This window comes from Paenibacillus sp. JT22N7 (genome assembly GCF_059383875.1).
Window position 1 is genome coordinate 762,179 of record NZ_JBXENY010000002.1, and the last position, 19,430, is coordinate 781,608.

The 19,430-nt window shown below is 48.4% G+C and carries 19 protein-coding genes; 15 read left to right on the forward strand and 4 right to left on the reverse strand.

Annotated elements, in window-relative coordinates:
- Positions 1–126 precede the first annotated feature (126 nt).
- The 7 genes from AC50Y5_RS08155 (at position 127) to AC50Y5_RS08185 (ending at position 7,246) form a co-directional block, all read left to right on the forward strand.
- Positions 127–849 (forward strand): ThuA domain-containing protein, encoded by a 723-nt coding sequence (locus AC50Y5_RS08155; RefSeq protein WP_056039263.1) that lies wholly within the window; start codon positions 127–129, stop codon positions 847–849.
- A gap of 34 nt (positions 850–883) precedes the next feature.
- Positions 884–2,545 carry a putative polysaccharide biosynthesis protein gene (locus tag AC50Y5_RS08160; RefSeq protein ID WP_494859657.1) on the forward strand — a complete coding sequence of 554 codons (1,662 nt, stop codon included), beginning with the start codon at positions 884–886 and terminating at the stop codon, positions 2,543–2,545.
- 97 nt (positions 2,546–2,642) lie between these two features.
- Positions 2,643–4,241: a copper amine oxidase N-terminal domain-containing protein gene (locus AC50Y5_RS08165; protein WP_494859659.1), complete on the forward strand. Its 1,599-nt coding sequence runs from the start codon at positions 2,643–2,645 to the stop codon at positions 4,239–4,241.
- A gap of 17 nt (positions 4,242–4,258) precedes the next feature.
- Positions 4,259–4,609, forward strand: coding sequence for a thioredoxin family protein (locus AC50Y5_RS08170; RefSeq protein WP_494859661.1), 351 nt, complete (start codon positions 4,259–4,261; stop codon positions 4,607–4,609).
- A gap of 167 nt (positions 4,610–4,776) precedes the next feature.
- Positions 4,777–5,703, forward strand: coding sequence for a COX15/CtaA family protein (locus AC50Y5_RS08175; protein WP_056039274.1), 927 nt, complete (start codon positions 4,777–4,779; stop codon positions 5,701–5,703).
- 25 nt (positions 5,704–5,728) lie between these two features.
- Positions 5,729–6,436 (forward strand): Cthe_2314 family HEPN domain-containing protein, encoded by a 708-nt coding sequence (locus tag AC50Y5_RS08180; protein ID WP_056039277.1) that lies wholly within the window; start codon positions 5,729–5,731, stop codon positions 6,434–6,436.
- 36 nt (positions 6,437–6,472) lie between these two features.
- Positions 6,473–7,246: an SDR family oxidoreductase gene (locus tag AC50Y5_RS08185; protein WP_494859748.1), complete on the forward strand. Its 774-nt coding sequence runs from the start codon at positions 6,473–6,475 to the stop codon at positions 7,244–7,246.
- 123 nt (positions 7,247–7,369) lie between these two features.
- On the opposite strand, the gene AC50Y5_RS08190 is transcribed toward AC50Y5_RS08185, so the two are convergent.
- Positions 7,370–7,615, reverse strand: a complete 246-nt coding sequence (locus AC50Y5_RS08190) for a NifU family protein (RefSeq protein ID WP_046228577.1) — start codon at positions 7,613–7,615, stop codon at positions 7,370–7,372.
- Positions 7,616–7,700: 85 nt separating this feature from the next.
- Between AC50Y5_RS08190 and AC50Y5_RS08195 the strand changes: the two genes are divergently transcribed.
- Complete coding sequence (locus AC50Y5_RS08195) at positions 7,701–7,973, forward strand: YuzB family protein (RefSeq protein WP_056039283.1); 273 nt, start codon at positions 7,701–7,703, stop codon at positions 7,971–7,973.
- On the opposite strand, the gene AC50Y5_RS08200 is transcribed toward AC50Y5_RS08195, so the two are convergent.
- Both AC50Y5_RS08200 and mqnE read right to left on the reverse strand, forming a co-directional pair.
- Complete coding sequence (locus AC50Y5_RS08200; protein ID WP_056039286.1) at positions 7,970–9,037, reverse strand: NAD(P)/FAD-dependent oxidoreductase; 1,068 nt, start codon at positions 9,035–9,037, stop codon at positions 7,970–7,972. The genes AC50Y5_RS08195 and AC50Y5_RS08200 overlap by 4 nt on opposite strands.
- A gap of 125 nt (positions 9,038–9,162) precedes the next feature.
- Positions 9,163–10,266: an aminofutalosine synthase MqnE gene (gene mqnE, locus AC50Y5_RS08205; protein ID WP_494859665.1), complete on the reverse strand. Its 1,104-nt coding sequence runs from the start codon at positions 10,264–10,266 to the stop codon at positions 9,163–9,165.
- A 432-nt stretch (positions 10,267–10,698) separates the two neighbouring features.
- Here mqnE and AC50Y5_RS08210 point away from each other — a divergent pair, with 432 nt between their 5' ends.
- Positions 10,699–11,061 carry a HesB/IscA family protein gene (locus AC50Y5_RS08210; protein WP_056039292.1) on the forward strand — a complete coding sequence of 121 codons (363 nt, stop codon included), beginning with the start codon at positions 10,699–10,701 and terminating at the stop codon, positions 11,059–11,061.
- Positions 11,062–11,258: 197 nt separating this feature from the next.
- Positions 11,259–12,173 carry a serine/threonine protein kinase gene (locus AC50Y5_RS08215; RefSeq protein ID WP_494859667.1) on the forward strand — a complete coding sequence of 305 codons (915 nt, stop codon included), beginning with the start codon at positions 11,259–11,261 and terminating at the stop codon, positions 12,171–12,173.
- 155 nt (positions 12,174–12,328) lie between these two features.
- Here AC50Y5_RS08215 and AC50Y5_RS08220 read toward each other — a convergent pair whose 3' ends face one another.
- Complete coding sequence (locus AC50Y5_RS08220; RefSeq protein ID WP_494859669.1) at positions 12,329–14,371, reverse strand: vWA domain-containing protein; 2,043 nt, start codon at positions 14,369–14,371, stop codon at positions 12,329–12,331.
- A gap of 467 nt (positions 14,372–14,838) precedes the next feature.
- Here AC50Y5_RS08220 and AC50Y5_RS08225 point away from each other — a divergent pair, with 467 nt between their 5' ends.
- From AC50Y5_RS08225 to AC50Y5_RS08245, 5 genes are all read left to right on the forward strand, one after another.
- Positions 14,839–17,007 (forward strand): transcriptional regulator, encoded by a 2,169-nt coding sequence (locus AC50Y5_RS08225; RefSeq protein WP_099516653.1) that lies wholly within the window; start codon positions 14,839–14,841, stop codon positions 17,005–17,007.
- A gap of 130 nt (positions 17,008–17,137) precedes the next feature.
- Positions 17,138–17,563 (forward strand): hypothetical protein, encoded by a 426-nt coding sequence (locus AC50Y5_RS08230; protein ID WP_056039302.1) that lies wholly within the window; start codon positions 17,138–17,140, stop codon positions 17,561–17,563.
- A 135-nt stretch (positions 17,564–17,698) separates the two neighbouring features.
- Positions 17,699–18,175 (forward strand): J domain-containing protein, encoded by a 477-nt coding sequence (locus AC50Y5_RS08235; RefSeq protein ID WP_494859672.1) that lies wholly within the window; start codon positions 17,699–17,701, stop codon positions 18,173–18,175.
- 39 nt (positions 18,176–18,214) lie between these two features.
- A complete protein-coding gene (locus AC50Y5_RS08240) occupies positions 18,215–18,787 on the forward strand; it encodes an FHA domain-containing protein (protein WP_099516651.1) in 573 nt (190 codons plus the stop codon).
- Positions 18,788–18,900: 113 nt separating this feature from the next.
- The gene (locus AC50Y5_RS08245) at positions 18,901–19,428 is read left to right on the forward strand and encodes an FHA domain-containing protein (protein WP_494859674.1); all 528 of its coding nucleotides are present in this window, start codon (positions 18,901–18,903) and stop codon (positions 19,426–19,428) included.
- Positions 19,429–19,430 lie beyond the last annotated feature (2 nt).

Here is a 19,430-nt window from a genome sequence, read left to right on the forward strand (position 1 = left end):
CTGTTTTAAGGGGGAAATCAAAAACTTTAAAAGATCGTACAAAAGACAAAACCATAAACTATTAAGATAAACATGGTCAACAACGTTTTGAAATCGTTTTATTATAATTGGGGGAGCTGACAATCAATGATTAAGGTGACGGTCTGGAATGAGTTTTTGCATGAGAAGGTGCACGAAGAGGTGCAGCGCATTTATCCGGATGGGATACATAACGCTCTGGCAGCCGGCATCGCCACCGATTCATTTGAAATCGCTACGGCTACACTCGATCAGCCAGAACACGGGCTGACCGAAGAACGCCTGAACAACACAGATGTCCTGATCTGGTGGGGACATATGGGCCATGATCAAGTCGATGATGCGATTGTTGAACGTGTGCATGGGCGGGTCATGCAAGGCATGGGACTCATTGTTTTGCATTCCGGCCATTTTTCGAAAATTTTCAAAAAATTGATGGGCACTACCTGTGATCTGAAATGGCGCGAAGCAGGCGAGAAAGAACGTATCTGGACCGTGAGTCCAGCCCATCCGATTGCCGCTGGATTGCCTGAGTACATTACCATCGAGCATGAGGAAATGTACGGCGAGCATTTCGATATTCCCGCACCGGATGAGCTCATCTTCTTGAGCTGGTTCGAGGGCGGCGAGGTGTTCCGCAGCGGCTGCACCTTCTATCGCGGCCAAGGAAAGATTTTTTACTTCCGTCCCGGTCATGAAACGCATCCGACGTATTACAATGAACAAGTGCTCCAAGTGATCAAAAATGCGGTTCATTGGGCGAAGCCCTCAAACGCCGGTGTACCATTCCGTGGCAATCACCAGCCGCTTGAACCGATCGTGAAACCATAATCCTGCATTCGAAAGAAAGAGAGACATACCTGCTATGAAGAAAGATTCACTTATTAAAGGAACGCTGATTTTAGCTATGGCTGCGCTGGTTGCCCGTATGCTCGGTATTTTCCAGCGTGTGCCGCTGGAGCATATGCTGAGCAAAGAAGGCTTGGCGAGCTTTACCGTCTCCAACAATTTATATTTAACTTTACTTATTGTAGCAACAGGCGGTATCCCAAGCGCCATTAGCAAAATGGTATCCGAGCGTTACGCGCTCGGCCGCCAGCAGGAAGCGCAGCGCATTTATAAGGCGGCGCTTTTGTTCGGTTTGGTAACAGGACTCATCTTGTCTACGTTGTTGTATGTTTTTGCAGAGCAGCTGGCCGTTTCTCAAGATTTGCCTGACGCGGTATTTGCTATTCGGGCGATCGCGCCAACGCTGCTCCTATTTCCTCTAATCGCCATGATGCGTGGTTATTTTCAAGGCCGGCAGCTGATGATGGCGGGCGGGCTCTCGCAAATTATGGAGCAAATTATGCGCGTTGTGGTCGGCGTCGGCCTGGCGATTCTCGTACTCGCCTGGGGCTGGGGAGATCAGCTGGCAGCAGCAGCAGCGTCCTTCGGCAACTTTTTTGGTGCGATAGGTGCTATTCTGGTCATGGTGTGGTACGCAGTCAAGCTGCGCCGGACCGACAAGCTGGAAATGGATACATGGCCAGCGGAGAGCGAAGCTGCAAAAACGATCGCTTTACAAAAAGCGGAAGCGTCCCGTATTCCTTTTCGCGCCATTTACCGGGAAATATTTTCAATTTCAATCCCGATTGTCGTTACCGCTATAACGGTACAACTCATTTATATGGTTGATAATTACCTGCTCATGAAATTGAGAGCGGGAGTTTACAGCTATGATCAGGCAATCGAGATATTGGCGGATTTTGGGGGAAAAGCGCAATCCATTGCCGGCATTCCACCGATTTTGGCGATAGCGCTAAGCACTTCGATTATTCCGGTTATATCTTCTGCCTTTTCCGTGCGAAATATGTCAGAGGTGAATCGCCAAACGTCGCTCGTTATGCGTATTGTGCTGTTTACCGGCATTCCAGCAGCGCTGACGCTTGCGGTTCTGGCCTATTCAGTTACAGGGCTGCTGTTCACAGGACCGCAAGGCAGCGGCATTGTGGCGGCATTGACAGCGGGTACGATCTTCCAGGCGACGATGATGATTAGCAACTCGGTATTGTCGGGGCTTGGCAGGCCGCGGTTAGCGATGTATAACACCTTAATTGGCATTGGACTCAAGCTGGTGGCCAGCTTCGTATTGGCTCCGATATTCGGTATTTACGGGCTTATTGCTGCATCAACGCTTTGTTTTATTTTTATTACTTGGTTTAATTTGCAATCGATTCGCACCTATGTGCAATTCAACGTGCTCGGTCGCCGCTGGATGCCTTATATCGCTGCCGTACTCCTTTCCATGGCAGCAGGCTGGGGAGTGGACAAAGGACTCAGATGGCTGTTAGAAGGCTCTGAGCTGCCGGCTAGGCTGGCCTATCTGATTTCTCTCATTGTGGCGGGCGTCGTAATTGGCGGTTTGTATTTGGGTCTGCTTATCTTGCTGCGCGTCGTGACAGCGGAAGATGTGAAAACATTCCCAGGACCGCTTCGCAAGCTGTTTGCCAAGCTGTTCAGGCTGACTGGCCGCGCTGCGGTGTAAAACGTAAGTTTCCATACATTTACATGGGTCCTAGGCTCCTGTACAATGAAGAGGAATTTATTCATTTTTATTTTGTTGGCGAGAGGGGTCACGTACATTGAAAAAGCTGGGGAGCATAAAAAAAGGGGGCGCCCTGCTGCTGGCATTGGTGCTTGTGTTTGTCGCAGGCTGTCAGGCTATTAGCGGTGTCGATCTAAATAAGGCGATTACGAACTCGCTTAAGGTTACTTCTTATGAGGGCGAGCAGACGTTGTCTCTGCAATTGAATTTGAGCGAGGAAGACCTTGAATACATGGACGAAGATGAATTGGCGATTATGAAATTGATCAACAGCGCAAAGCTTGAGCTTACAAACATCAAGGTACAGGACGACACACATGTATCTTACAGCGGTAAGCTTCTGCTGGCTGACACGATTTCCATTGGCTTTTCACTCAAAATGTCCGATACAACGGCGGTCGTAGAAATTGAAGGGGCGAAGCAGCCCTTTGCTCTGGATATGAGTGAAGCCGGCTTGCCTTCGTTAATGGGCGTTTCCGGCGCGATTGGACAGTCCGTAACGGGTGGTCCGGCAGACGCTTCGCTCGTAGAGCTGGGCAAAGAAGTGATCGATGCCATAAGCGGCTATTTTATTAATAATTTGCCTAATCCCGATCAAATTTCTGTAAATGCGGTGCAGGAATCGATTAATGGCCAATCGGTATCCTTGATGAAAGTTCATACGGAGCTGGATGGTCCGGCTATTTGGACTTGGATTAAAAAATATGTCGATGTTCTCGTAAACGATCGTGCGGGACTGGACAATATGGTTAAAGGCTTCGTTGAAGTGCTTTCCAGTCATCCAGAAGTATGGGAAGCGATCGGAGAAGTAAATCCTTTTGACCAACCGGTTGTGCTTGATGGCCCTACACAAGAGGATACGATTAAAGAAATGGCAGACAGCCTTGCAGAAGAGCTTGCATACTTGCAGGAGGAGCTGCAAGCGTTGGAGGAAGAGGAGGACGGCTATTTCCTGGAATCTTTCTTCAACAAGAATACATCGCTCAAGACAGATGTTTATGTGGACAGCAAGCTGGACATTCGCAAGCAAGTAGTCGAGGCAACCATTACGCTTGGCGATACCGAGCCTGAGACGCAAATGAGCATCGTCATTCGCTCCGAAAGCCAAAAATGGAATGTGAACGAAGCGGTGAAGGCGGAAGCTCCAGTCGTGAGCGAAAATGCCATTAATTTGGATGATATGTACGACCTGAACGGCTATGAAACACTGCAATGGTTTGATAAAAGCTCATATGCTTATGATCTGCTCAAAAATACGTTCCATGTAGGTGTCCAGACGGCTACGTTATATACACAGGATTATGGCAATCCGCCGATCATAACCCCTACGAATATTACGCTTGTGCCTTTGCGCGATGTGGCGGAGCAGCTTGGAGCTACGATTTCTTACAACAAGAAGACGAAGCAGCTGACGCTATTTGACAAGGCGACTGATACGACGATTACAGTGAAAAATGGCAGCGATACCGCCATTGTGAATGGCAAGTCGGTGAAATGGTCGTATCCGGCAACTACGGTAAGAGGTGCGGTTTATGTTCCTGCCCGCAACCTTGCAAAGTCGCTTGGCGCATCTTTGAAATGGGAATCTTATTATGATACAGAGAAATATTTAGTCATTGAACGTGAAGTTGGATAAGAAGGAGGAAGGAACAAATGATTAAATTAACGACTGATGCTTCCTTTCGGGAAGCTGTACAGGCCGATGAATTGACGGTTATCGTATTCAAAACAACTTGGTGCAAAGACTGCCATTACATTGAGCCGTTTATGCCGGAGCTTGAACAGCAATATGCGGGCAAAGCTGTTTTTTATGAAATCGACCGCGATGATTTGCCGGATCTGTCCTCCGAGCTGAACATTCTCGGCATTCCAAGCTTCCTTGCTTTTCGCAAAGGCCAGGAAGTTGTGCGGTTCGTCAATAAGCTTCGGAAGTCGCGTGAGGAGATCGAACAGTTTGTCGATCGCGCCTTGCAAGTAAGCGATGCTTTGGCGGAAAACCAATAAGCACAATTTGCAAAGTCCGTGCGGCGCCGTCGCACGGATTTTTTTATGGTCACAGAAGCATCATAATTAGAGCTTTGATGGACAAGTGTCACATTTTCAACATGGCTTTTGGCATATTTTATGGCTATAATGAGTGGTAATTCAAACGAAAAAAGGTGATTGTACGAATGGTTTCAAGCCGTTTTCGCAAATTTTCAGTTGCAACATCTGTAGGCATGCTTATCATACTGCTGAACGGTGCACTGGTGACGAACATGGAGGCTGGCAGAGGCTGTGGAGATGACTGGCCATTATGCCATGGGAAATTTATACCTGCTTATACATTAGAATCGCTTATCGAATACACGCACAGGCTTACAACGGGTATTGAAGGAATTTTGGTCGTGGGCATGTTTATTGCATCGTTTCTTTTGTTTAAACGCGACAAAATCGCCTTCAAGCAGCCGCTCGTTTTCGCAAGCAGCTCCTTGTTTTTCACCATCCTGCAAGCTTTGATGGGCGCTGCTGCTGTCAAATGGCCGCAATCGCCATGGGTAATGGCGATTCATTTTGGCATATCGCTTATGGCATTCGCCTCGACGCTGCTGCTCGTCTTTTGGGCATATCGCAATCGTGATGGACAAGCAGTCGAGTTTTCAGTGCCAAGATCGTTTTTTCCACGGCTCTTGGGGCTAGCGGTATACATTTATGTTGTTATTTATTTAGGCGCTTATATTCGTCATACGGATTCCGGTGGCGGCTGTCTGGACTGGCCGCTTTGCAACGGGAAAGTCATTCCTGATTTTGAAGGTGCCGAGACGATCGTATTCATCCATCGGATAGGTGCAGTTATATTGTCTCTTGCAATTGCTGGCGTATTCGTGCACATTCGCAGGAAAAGCGGAGCAAATAAGGGACTTGCACCAATGGCTAAGCTTGCGCTCATTCTCGTGCTGACGCAAGTGTTAAGCGGGGCTCTGCTCACATTGACGATTACAAATTCAAACTGGTTTGTTTTTACAAATTTATTGCATAATCTCATTGTTAGTGCACTATTCGGCGTTATAATGGATATGTTGGTGCGTTCTTGGAGGCTGCGGGAAGGCGCTAGATAGCCAGGGGAAGGGACGGAGGCACACGATGTTGCGATTTCTGTTTGACGAGCCAGAGCGGGCATTAGAGGGACGACACGGTGAGACGGTGCGTTTAATGGAGCAGTTTATATCGCAGCTTCAGGGCAAGGTAGAGGCGGGCAAGGATGTGGATCATAAGCTTCGGACGTATGAGATATGGACGCGCGGTTTGATTTCTTCCTTGAATGAGCTGGAGCAAAGCCATTATGCAACCATTCGCTTCAAGCAGAAAATCAAATCCAGCTCAGTCAGCCAAATGCAATCTGATGAGTACCTTATGTATCAGCGTTATGTTTATTTTGACAAAAATGCTTTCATTCGCGTATTTGCTTTGCTCGATAAAATAGGCATTTTGCTCAACGATTTGCTCGCCATGAAGACAGAGCGGATTAAACCGCATTTTTCCTATTTTACGGTGCTGCGGAATATGCGGGATCGCGGTGTCCATCGGACGCTGACAGGTGGACTTGATGAGGTCAAAGGCTTAACGCAGGAGCCAATGGCCCGCCTGAGGAAACGGCGCAATGCCGAAATCCATTATATGAATTCTGAAATGCTCGATGATCTTGTTCAAAGCCATAAAGGCTATGGACTCGAAGTAAAGCTTGAAAACATCATGGCGCAGTCACAGGACCTGGCGGCTGGAGTAGCAATGGTGACCGACACATTATATCTTACGTTCCAGTACGCTTGCGGTTATATACGAAAAAGATAGTCGATTCGTAATCGCAAGGAGGAAGCACAATTGGAGTTGAACGGGAAAACGGCGCTTGTCACAGGAAGCGCCAAAGGGCTTGGCAAAAGAACCGCATTGCAGCTTGCGCAGCAGGGAAGTCATATCGTCATTAATTATTTTAAGAGCGAACAGGAAGCCCAGCAAACGAAAAAAGAGATCGAACAACTCGGCGTAAGCGCTACCATTGTGCAGGCGGATCTTTCAACGCCGGAAGGCGCGACGAAGCTGGCCGATGAAGCGGCAAGCTGGAGAGGCGGCATTGATATTTTGGTCAACAATGCGGGACCGTTTGTTAGGGAGCGGCGGCTGTTTGCCGATTATGATTTTGCCGCTATATCGGACATGCTTAACAGCAATTTGCTCAGCGTTATGCTGCTCGATCATAAGCTGCTTTCAGGCATGCGCAGCCGTGGCTGGGGAAGGATCATTCATTTCGGCTTTGGACACGCGGGTGAAGCACGGTCATGGCCCCACCGAGCAGTATATGCGGCAGCCAAAACCGGACTCGTCTCCTTTACGAAATCGCTTGCCGTTGAAGAAGCTGCTCATGGCATTACCGTCAACATGATTGGGCCTGGCGATATTCGCGGAGCGAACAAGGAACGGACGATTGCAGAGGTCGAAGGCCAGGAGGATGAGGAATCGCCGCTTGGCAGACCCGGAACAGGGGAAGATGTTGCACGGGTGATCACCTTTCTATGCGAACGGCGGTCGGATTTTTTAACGGGGAATATTATTAATGTGACGGGCGGATTTGATCCGATTCGACCTAATATTAAAGGACTGTGAATAAAATAGATGCAAGTGCTTGCCCGCAGCTGAATAGAACATGAATAGTACATGCAAAGAACGAAAGCCCGGTTGTCCTCTGAGGACACCGGGCTTTCGCTATAGCTTTGCTTTAGTGTACGCTTAGAATACTTGAACGACTTCGACTACGCCCTCAACCTCTTCAAGCAGTGCGCGCTCAATACCAGCTTTCAGCGTGATGGTGGAGCTTGGGCAGCTGCCGCATGCACCCATCAGGCGAAGCTTAATGATGCCGTCCTCAACGTCTACGAGCTCAACGTCTCCTCCATCGCGCTGCAGGAACGGACGCAATTTATCCAGTACGTCCAATACTTCATCGTACATTGTGCTTTGTGCTTGTTCACTCATTGCAATCATCTCCTTTCTGTCTTATTATAGTACAAAGTCGTGCAATTGAAAATGGATACCTACAGCAAGGTAAGGTGTAAAGCTTATGTTTAAGACAATGATTGAATATTGTACAAGCAATGCCCACCATGGAACCGTGGACATTATGCAGAAATTTGAGCAAGAAGATCTCTACGAAATTACAGAATATGGCTGTCTCGGCAACTGCGGCGAATGCTACTTAAAGCCGTTTGCCCTCGTCGAGGGGGAAATTGTCGCCGCCGATACCATTGATGAATTATATGGCAAAATTCATGAAGCTATTATTCGCCAAGAGACCGATCGTGACGCACTAGACAAGCTGCTGGACGATCTTTAACCGAAGTGCCGCTTGGACCGCCATAAAATGCCGCTTTTTACGAGGCGTGGTACACGGCCCATAAGCGGTGTGCCGCCCATAATGCCGAAGCCGCTCTTTTTGCCGAGCGAACCGAGAACGCCCTTGAGCTTGATTTTGCCAAGCCGGGGCGTTTTGTCATGCCAAATGGCCTGCATCACTTCAGCAATTTGTTTGCCTTGCGCGCCAGCCGCCTGTCCGCTTGGGGAGAAGGGCAGTGCAGCACAATCTCCGACAATGAATACGCCGCTGTGGGAAGGAAGCTGATGATGCTCATCAATAATTAGCCGTCCTTGATTATCCTTCGGCAAATCCAGACGCTGTACGATCGGCACCGGCTGTATGCCTGCCGTCCATACCGTTACATCGCTCAGCAGCGGCTTGCTGGAATTATGATCGTGCAGGACGCCCTGCTCAAGCTTGGAAAGGGAAACATTGCCGAGCATTTCCACTTCATGGCCTTTAAACCATTCCGCGACGAACAATTGCAGCTTGCCTGGAAAAGCGGACATGACGCCTGCACCGCGGTCAATAATGCGAATGTTCAAATCGGGACGGCTCTCGCGCAGCTCGGCAGCTACTTCAACGCCGCTGAGTCCGCCGCCTACGATTGACACCTGTCCATAAGGCTTGACGTCATTAAGCTGCTGATACGTTTTGCGTGCCGCAGAAAACGTTTGAATGCTCGTAGAGAACGTCTCTGCTCCTTCAATGCCATGGTATTTGTCCGTACAGCCAAGGCCAATGACGAGCCAATCGTAAGAGATCGGGTCTTGCTGCTCCAGATAGACCAGCTTATTTTCAAGATCAAGATTGTCAACTTCGCCATATACGGTACTGACTCGCGAGTCCACCGGGAACTTGACGCGCAGCTCAAGGTCGGACACGGTACCGGCAGCTAGAGCATAATATTCTGTCTTCAGGCCTTGAAACGGCATGCGGTCAATAAGAACGATAGACACATCCAGTGGAATATGCTTCTCGATCAGTTCTTCAACAATGGCGAGGCCGCCGTAGCCGCCTCCTAAAATAACTAATTTTCTCATTTACGCCTCAACCCCGCATTATTATTAATCTGATCAGTCATGGATGCTGCAAGGGTGTGCATGTAAACCGGAAGCCAGTCCTGCGCTATGCATACACGCCTTAATATATGTGATTGGTCAGATGATTACTCATAAACCTTAACTTCGTTGTAGAAGGTATCGCGTTCAACCGGAACGCGTCCTGCACCTTTAATCAGCCAAATCAAATCCTCACGAGTAATGCCTTCTGGCGTAAGTGCGCCTGCGGCGTGGCTAATGCGCTCCTTCACAATTGTACCGTGAGCATCGGAAGCGCCCATCGTCAGTGCGACTTGCGTCAGCTGTGTGCCAATATTTATAAAATAAGCTTTGATATGCTGGAAGTTATCGAGCATGAGACGGCTAATCGCGATCGTCTTTAAATCCTCGAAAGCGGAGTTGCGGCGTCTAATGCCCGCTTTAGGATTTATCGGCTGCATGGACAAAGGAATGAATACCAAGAAGCCATTTGTTTCATCCTGCAGCTCGCGGATTTGAATCATATGCCTTACGCGGTCCTCTTTGCTCTCAATGGAGCCGTACAGCATCGTTGTATGTGTTTTTAACCCTAGGTTGTGCGCCGTGCGGTGAACATCAAGATACTGCGACACGTCGGCTTTCGTTACGCGCATTTTTTTGCGGTATTGGTCAGATAAAATTTCGGCACCGCCGCCTGTCAGGGATTTCAGTCCTGCATTCATCAATTCCTGCAGCACTTCTTTATACGTCAAGCCGCTAATCCGCGAGAAAAAATCAATTTCCGCCGCTGTATAAGCTTTCAGCGTGACATCTGGATATTTCTTATGCAAAGCTTTTAGAGAATCGACATAATATTGAAAAGGCACATGCTGGTTATGACCGCCAACAATGTGGAATTCGCGTACGCCCGGGTGAATATGCTGCTCGACGTATTCAATCATTTGCTCCCCAGTCAGCGTGTAGGAGCCAGGCTCGCCTTCATCTTTGCGGAAGTTGCAAAATGCGCAATGCGCTTCACATACATTCGTGAAATAAAGGCTCATATTTTCAATAAAATAAACCTTATTGCCATTTTTGCGCAAATTCGCTTCGTTCGCGAGTTGGCCAATCGTCAGCAAATCGTCTGACTCATAGAGAAATACGCCATCCTCCAGCGTCAGCCGTTGCCCATTTCGAACTTTGTCAATAATTTCCTGCATGCGCTTCTGTTCTGTAGGTACCGCGATAAACATATCGGCATCCTCCTTCATTTTTTCCAAGTGGTATTGCTATTAAAAAGACATAAAGGCCGGCGAATGCGATCGTCAGCCACAATCGGGTCAACCTCAGATAAGGACATCACTGTCGGTACTGATTGGGCTAATTGTGAAAAAAATAACTTGCTGATCCGATTTTGTTAAAAATATAAGACTGGTATAAGTGATTCGTTTATGTCAGGCTTATATTTCTACGCGCAACGAAGCTTTACTGGTTAAGTATAGCATCAGTCGTTTACGCTTGAGATGACATTATTATAAACCTCTATTGTTGCAGCGGCAACTATTAAGTCATAGCTTTGCCATATATGAAAGCGGGCAAAGGACTCTTGAGCTGTTTCGTGAAGAGGAGTATACTAGACGTATAAGCATGCATTAGAATCGTATTTTGCAGGGAGGTAATGAATGATGATTACAATCAGTGAATCGGCAACTGATAAAATAAAAGAAATGCTGGAATCGGAGGGAACTCCGGAAATGTTCCTGCGCATCGGTGTGAAGGAAGGCGGCTGCAGCGGCTTTTCCTACAGCATGGGTTTTGATGATGAACAGTCCGCGGACGATCAGGAAATGGATATGACGGGTCTGAGAGTCGTCGTTGACCAAAGCAGCCTGCGCTATCTGAACGGCCTGGAGATCGATTGGAAGGAATCTGCTATGGGCGGAGGGTTTACGATCGAAAATCCGAATGCGAGCGCTACATGCGGCTGTGGAAGCAGCTTCCGCACAGCGACCGACGCGGGCAAGCCTGCTGAAGCTGGCGAGTGCTAAACCATTTTTTAAATCATGAATGAAATAAAGCTTCATTAATAATGAAGTAAGCCATCTTATAGGCGATAAACAGGGAGCAGCTAATCGGCTGCTCTTTTTTATAGAAAATTTCCTTCTCCTTGTGACAATAACTGTATGCGCAGCCGATAACATATATAAGAGGCGAAATAAAACTTTTGTAAGATGGGGACGAGGTTATGGAGCAGGAAAAAACGACGGAAGCGTTAGTTCGCAATACGCGAATTGGCGACGTTTATCAGGTGAAGCAGGCCATTCATCAAAGCGAGCTTTCCATTGTCTATAAAGCGCGGCAGACGGAGACGGGCGAGCTGAAGCTCATTAAAGAGTTTTTCCCCCAGCAGCTGGCGAGGCGAAAGGCGGATCATATAACGGTAGGCTGCGGCCCGGCCTTTGCCGAGAAATTTCGCGAGCTGCTTTGCGTCTTTGCGCAGGAAGCGATTATTTTGAAGAAGCTGAGCCATCCGCAAATAGTAGGCTACACGGATTATATAGAAGCAAATGGCACGGCGTATTTAGTTACGGAGTTTTGCCGCGGCCTCACGCTGGAGCATTATTTGCAGCAGGAGGACGTCACCCGAGCGCAGCCAGAGCTGCTGTCGATTGCTGGTGGAGTAGTAGGCGCGCTGAAATATGTGCATGATCAGGGCATCATTCACCGCGATGTAAAGCCGGGCAATATTATGATTGACGAAGGTGGCGGGGTGAAGCTGATTGATTTTGGCTCGGCGATTCCTTATGGGCATCCTGGAAAGCAGCTTATTTTTACTTCAAGCGGCTATTCGCCATTGGAGTTTTATTCGGAAACGTCGCGGCAGGAGCCGGTATCCGATATATATAGTTTAGCGGCTACGCTTTATTATATTTTTGCAGGGAAAGCGCCGCTGGATGTCAGGCAGCGCCTGTTCGAGGATAACCTTGCTGCGGTAAGATCGTATAACCATCGCCGCATTAGCGCTCCCTTCGATAAGCTGATCCACTGGGGACTTGCGATGTCGCCGGAAAAAAGATGCCGCTCTCTCGGCTGGTTCGCCATGGCACTCCGCTGGGAAAGCCTGTTAACAGCTGGCAAGAAGCGGGACAGGCAGCTTTAGCGGGCAAAAATAGCATCGTTTCTTCTATTATAATTAGCAAAGCAGCAGCATGAAAAAGCGTCTACGACAACGAATTGTCTTAGGCGCTTTTTCATTTGGAACTTGTTATATAAGCTTCATTATAAAAATCAATTGGTAAAGCCTCATTCTCTAGCTCAATCCGGCCTTGTAAAAATATTCGTATTCGCCTTAATCGGCTTGTAGCGCAGCTCAATCTCCGTAATGCCGTCCTCGAACGTAATATACAGCTTGTCGCCATATTGCAGCGGCTCTTTGCGGTCTTTGCGCAGCGCGGTTTTGCCGCGTACGAGCGTGCAGCGTGACGTATGCTTCACGAACAACGTTCCTTTTTTCCCTGCATAAAAGGTAATTGCTGCTGCTTCAGGCAGCGGCTCATTAATATCAAGCGAATGGAACAGCTGCTGTAGCGTAATGGAATGCTGCGGGAATGAAGTCAGCGGCCAATACGTCACCGGAATTTCATTGCCGCTCGCGGTGTTCAGGAAGAAGCCTTCCAGTCTGCCGGCAAAAGGCGGCTTCGGACGCAAGACGAAATAAAGCACCGTTCCAATAATCGCGAGTATCAGCACACTAACTGCAATTTGAAGGTACAGCGTCCAGACGGACGTTACTTCTACTTTAATCGTCCGCGTCAGCGTTCCGCCTTCCGTATCTGCCGCTTCAATAACCAAGTCGGACGTTCCGGTTTTGAGCGGCTCCAGCTGCAAAATGCCATCGGCTGTAATAGCAGCATCATAACGGTTAGAAGCAGCAGTAGACGCAAGCTTGAAGGTTAAGGGATCATTGTTCGGATCCGTGAACAATGTGTTTAGCGCAATGTCAGAGCCGCCATCTTCCTTGCTGAGCTTGATGCGGCCATCGCCTGCTTCCACAGGAGGCAAATTAGTAACGGTTAACGGACCGCCCGGCATAACGCGGTAAAAATCCGGTCCTTCCATTCGCACGCGCCAGCTGTAATTGCCCGAGATCGGAAAGCTATAGCCAGCCTCCAGCTTATCCTCTGTCAAAGTCATCGGAATTTCCTCTGATTTTTTCGTATCTTTGTTAGTAATCGTAAGCACCGCTTTGACCGTTGCATAAAAATCGGCATCTGCCAGCGGCGAGCCGTCTGGATGGAACAGCTGTGTTTCGAACGGTGTAGGCAGGCCCTTCACAATATCTTTATCAGAAGACAGCTTTGCCTCACCATTCAGCTCATAGTTGGCCAAAACATAAATTTTAACCAAGTCGCCTGAGACGCCGCGGAATTTCAAGTTAAAGGTGCCTTTGAGCGGCGACGTAATTTTCAAAATCGTATATTTGCTCGAATTGTACATCCGAATGTTGCTCGATTGATAAAAGAGCTGCGTCTCATTGATCGGTTTCTCCGAAATGAGAATAATGTTGGCCTCGCTCATGCTCCCGTTCGCTATCGTGACCGGAACTTCCTGCAAGCTGCCTTTCGCTGTTAGAGCGGCAACGGGGAGCAAAATCGACTGCACCTGATCAGCATAAATTTGATTGAAAATTTCCGGCAAATCCTCGGCGCTGCTCGTCATAAACGATTTGCCGCCGGTTTCTTTTGCAATGCGGGCAAGCTCCGCTTTATTGACCGTGCCGTCATGATTAAGCCCAATCGTATAAATCGGGAAGCCATTTTTTTTCGCAAGATTGATTGCTGCGGTTACATCCTCCCCTGAATCCTGCACCGTGCGATTGCTGGAGTAGATGCCGAGATCTGTAGCCCCGTCTGACAAAAGCACAACATAGGCTTGGCTGTCTTCCTTGCGCTGCTCGGCGAGCATATTCGTCCCCTTGAGCAGGCCAAGTCCGATATCGGTATAGCCTTTGCGCTTCAGCGACTCGATCGAGCTTTTCAAACGGGTGCGCTTCTCCTTGACCGACATATCCGTTAGCGGCTGGCTGTCCACAATCGAATGGTTGTAGGCGACGTATCCGATGCGCGTACGCTCGGCCTCGCTCATATCCATCAGCATATGGATAACTTCCGCAGACGTATTGCCTGGGTCGGTTTCCGTCATGGAGTAGCTTGTATCAAGAACAAACATCGCATCAAATTGGTTGGCAGGTGGAGCAGCTTCCGCGGCGGCGGAAGGTGGGAGGGAAACAGAGAGACTTAGCAATAAGCTGCCTATGCATAAAAATAACAAAGAACGTATAAATGGTTTTTTTATCATAATTGTATGTATAATCCCTTTCTTTCTAGTTATTTATGGGTTGAATAATTGATCGAATATGGAAGAACAGGGCGGCGCGGAGGCGCTTATAGGGCGGGCGGCTTATGGGAAAAACGAAGTGATTTACATTGTTTGGGCATTACCCTAAGAATGTTATCGGAATCCATCTAAAAATTAGTAATAGATTTCGAAAAATAGAGACTTTAGTTCTATTTATTATTGTAAATAAGTATAAAAGTCCTAAATTGTATTTATTGACAAACAAGGATTGGAGTGTTTAGTATTATTGGTGTAAAGTATAACTTTGTAATAATTTGTATGAAGATCGAGCCTATTGCAGGAAGGAGGGGCGCTATTTTTGCTGAAAAAGGTAGAATCTTCACCGATTTTGCTAGAAATAGCTTTGCCGCCAGTGGACGGTTTAGCTGTTTACGCTTGTTTCAGCCTAAAATTATGCGCCATGCCTAATGGACATTATTAATCAGACGAACCGAACTATTCTTTTTGAGGAAATTAATCCCGAAAAACTGGACTTGATAACGCTGGTAGGCGACGTGAAAGGCATTGATAGCCTAAGCGACGACAAGGTAAAGGAACTGAATACGAACCTGCTCGTTCGCAGCTTCGATGAGTTTCTGGACAAGTTCTCGCCTAGCGTCTATTCCTTTTTCAACGCAGCGAACCAGAAGGTCGTTTATTCCTTGAAGAAGCCGGAGGGGCTTGCCGAGGATCAAATTTCAGAAATCAAGATCGACCAGCACAACGATTTTCTGAAAATGCTGTTTACGCTCATTGATGCGAAGCGCAGCCAAGGCATCTCCAACGTAGATTTCAAATTCGAGCATTTGCTCGACATGATTTCCCCGAAGAAGGTAATGGACGATATTCGCCAAGTGCGTAAAGAAATCCATTACTTGTACAGCCAGTACGAGAAGCTGGACGATGGCGATCCGAAGCAGCTGGATATGGGCGACAAGCTCAATGTGCTCTTCGAGGAAGCAAGCAAGAACTATAACAATGTTATGGCGATGCTTCCACTCGCAATCGAGGATATTAAGACGCGGCTGCTCCTTGGCGGCTCGCAGGAAGAAAATGCAAGCGAAGCGGTGCAAATCGGTTTGCTTACGATCGGCGAAAGCGGCGAGCTGAAGATCATTGAAGCACCGAAAAGCGACAGCCAGGAGCTGATGCTGCTTGATGAGAGCAGCGGCAGCGCATTGTCCGAAGTGTTCGCGGATGATTACGGTTCGGTGACGGATTCGCCGTCGGCCTATGTAAAGGATTTGGTTGTGCGTACGTTCTCGCCGCTGCCAGCTGTTCAAGCAGATGTGGATACAGCGACAGAAGTGAGAAACTACAACACGTACCTGGAATTTTACAAAACGGCGAAGGATGATTTCGTCAAAACGGTTAAGCCGCTTGTGGAGAAAATTTTGGGCGTGAAAATGTTTTTCGACCAATACACAAGCAAAAACAAAGGTATGGCGCCGTCCCTGCTTATTACGAACAATAAGCTCGACATGACGGTGAAAAGCAGCAGCATTACAAGGCTGGAAACGTACCTGAACACCGTGAATGCGAAAAATGATTTTTCCGATACGATTTGGTTCGGCATCGTGCCTTCCGTCGAGCTGGAAACAGCCGGAAAAGTAAAAGTATCGCGTGAACGCTTCAAAGGCAACGAGCAGGTAGTGAAGCAGGATGGCAACAGCATGGAGTCGCTTTCTTCTTTGCTGCAAGTGCTGGGCGAATACAAAATTCAAGTTTTCTTCAGCTTCGAGACGGGCGAAGAGACGACCTTCAGCAACATTGCCACTGCGGGCATCGACAAGTATTTGGACAAATGCAGCGTGCTGACCCGCAAATCCTACAGCGAATTCGCTATTCCTACCGTACCGAACTTCACCATTATTCCGAAAGACAAGTCAGGCGTTGTCATTGACAGCCGCATGCTGCAAACCGAATATGGCGTCCAACTGTCGCAGGAGAAGGAAGACATTTTGCGCCTGTGGATTGAAGGCGTTTATGTAGGCGCAGCTTATGTTGCCGCCGGCCTTGTTTCCGCTTATCAGTGTCCGGAATATTTGCGCGACCAATACAAAACGGTCAGCCGCGAATATCCAGGCGTCCGCTTCGACATTGAAGCAGGCGACAATGCGCTTCGCGTTCCGACGACGATGGCGAAGGAAATTTCCGGCTTCACCAACAATATCAAGGATGCGATTAATCGCAAAAACTTCGGCTTTATTTTCTCCTCGGAGAACGCGCAGCTGCAAGCGAAGGACATCAGACGCATTACGGTATACAAAGCGAGAAGCCTTGCCACCTCGGAGGACGGATTCGACTCCATCTATAAGACGCTTGTCAGTACTTATGTTGAGCGTATTCTCCGCTTCCAGACGGGCGACTTCAAGCATGAAAATATCGTGAAGTTCTTCAGCAACAATCCAAGCAGCCAAAAAAGCAAATGGCTTGGTTCGCGCGGCTATACGAACTCGATTATTCACGATGGCGATGATATGAGCTTCATCATTGATGAGAAGAGCAATCTTTGCCACATTGATCTCGTGTTCAACGGCAATGTGAAGAACCTTGAAGTGATGATTACAAAAGGAACGACGCCGGTTAAGGCGTAACGCTTCCACTAAAGCAAGTCCCCAATCGGGTGTTAAAGGAGAACGCCTTCGGGCGCTCCCCTTTCAACATATATAGAACTCGTCAGGCGCTAGCACCTGCGGGTACACCATTTCAAGGAGGAATTTTAATATGGGATTTAAGTTGACGATTGAAGGCGCAGAAAAAATCGAGCTGGGCTTGGACAACATCCAAACCGTAAAGTATGACACAGATACACCGGATGATTCCAATGCACGCTCCACTGATGTAGGCGCAACGCTTCGCATCAGCGGCAAAATCATTACAGCAACAGACGGCGACGCTTTTGACGACACGCTCAAACTTGCTAACTGGTCGCTCGTTCCTGCTGAAAAAGCAGACAGCTACCGCAAAGTAACACTGGAAGTTATTTCTGCTGACCAAGTGGTTCGCAAAATCCACTTCCCGAACGCATTCGTTGTTGATTACACAGAAAGATTTGGCGACACAGAAGGTGTCGGCACTTTCGAACTGTACATCAAGCAAAAGAAAGACAAAACCGAATTTACAGCTATCGACGGCGGTTACCCGCTATAAGGCCTGAATTCGGCAGTGCCCGCTCGCGGGACCCGTTTCCTATAGAGCAGGCTAGCAAATTCAAGAGGCATATATGCCTCTTGAATTTGATTAAAGGGGTATTTCCCATATTTTGAAAAGTGATGAGGGAGCCGAATGAACAACTATTATGACGTTTTAGGCGTCCCGAAAGAGGCAGACGCAGCAGCGATCAAGGAGGCTTATCGCAAGCTCGCCAAGCGCTATCATCCTGATACGAATGGCGGCAGCTTAGATGCGGAGCGCAAATTCAAAGAAATTCAGAAAGCCTACGAAACACTGGGTGATCCGGATAAACGGAGCAGCTACGATGAGTCGCTTTCCGGCAGAGGGCATGCAAGCGGGGCGAAAGGCAGCGCTGCGGGCATGGGCGCAAATGCGGGCAAGAAATCGGCTGGCGGAGCAGCGGGCATGGCTGGCATGGCTGGCATGGCAGGCGGGGGCGGCGATGGAACACCGCTGTCGAAGCAATTCGAGCAGTTTTTCGGCTTTAAGCCGCAGGGCAAGGAAGGCATGACGGAGAAGCCTGGCGGCAAACCAAGCAATCCGCTGGATACGACGGATTTATTCAATCGCTTTTTCGGCAAAAAATAAAGCGGTGCCAAGTGTTCAAGGAAGCGGGAGAACGGAGGAATGACGGTGAAGGCGACGGCTGTTTCAGGTCGTAACCCGAGCGGCAGATCGGCAGGCATTATAGCCCTGGATATCATTATCGCCATTCTGGCTATTGAAGCTTTATATTATGCCTTCTTCATCAATGAAGACAAAATGCTGCAAGGGGCAACCGGCGTAATCGCAGGAATTTTAATCGTTGTATGGCTGGCTTTCAAATGGAGGCCGCAATGGAAAAGTGCAAGCAAGGCAGCAGTGATTACCCGGCTCGTCATGATAGACGAGGAGGGCGAGCGTTTGAAGGAATGGTACATAGATGGAGAAACCTCGCTATTAATCGGCAAAAGCTCAAGCCGCAGCGATGTGGATGTAGACCTCTCTGATGCCGAATATGCGTCGATTATCAGCCTGCAGCATGCGGTGCTGAACCACTCTAAAGGCATTTGGTATTTGGAGGATTTGGATTCGACAAACGGCGTGGGATTGCGCAAGTACAACAATAGCGTCATTACGAGAATTGACAATGAACAATCATACCGCATAGATAGCGGCGATCTGATTGTCATTGCGAATACGAGGCTGCTCGTTAAATAACGAAAGGCAGCTGTACATAACGAAGAACATACCGCGAGACGCGCGTGCAAGCAGCTGTGGAAGCAGCGGCAGCGGCGTGTGTTTACGATTAAATAGACGGGGGAAGAGCTTAGATGAGTTTGACAAGATGCCCGAACGGCCACATGTTCAGCACCAGAAAGCATGGCAATTTATGCCCTTATTGCAGTATTAGCGTCGAGCCTGCGGCAGCCAAGGGCGGCGATCGCAAGGCGGCCCAGCTGCCAGAGACGGATGATAAGACGATGCCTTATTTGGGCGAAACGAAGGGAATTCATCCGGTAACGGGCTGGCTTGTCTGCATTGAAGGTCCGCAGCTTGGCCAAGATTACCGCATTATGGCGGAGAAAAATTTTATCGGCCGCTCGGAAGAGATGCATATTCGCATTATTGGGGATAACACCGTCTCCCGCCGCAATCATGCCGTTATCGTCTACGACCCGAAAAAACGCAATTTTTATTTGCTTCCGGGCGATGCTTCCGGTCTTGCCTACCACAACAATGAAGCGGTTTATTCCCCTGTCGAGCTGACCTCCTACGATGTCATCCAGCTTGGCCATAGCAAATTTATTTTCATTCCGCTGTGCGGCGCCCATTTTGAATGGGAAGACAGTTCAGGTTAAGC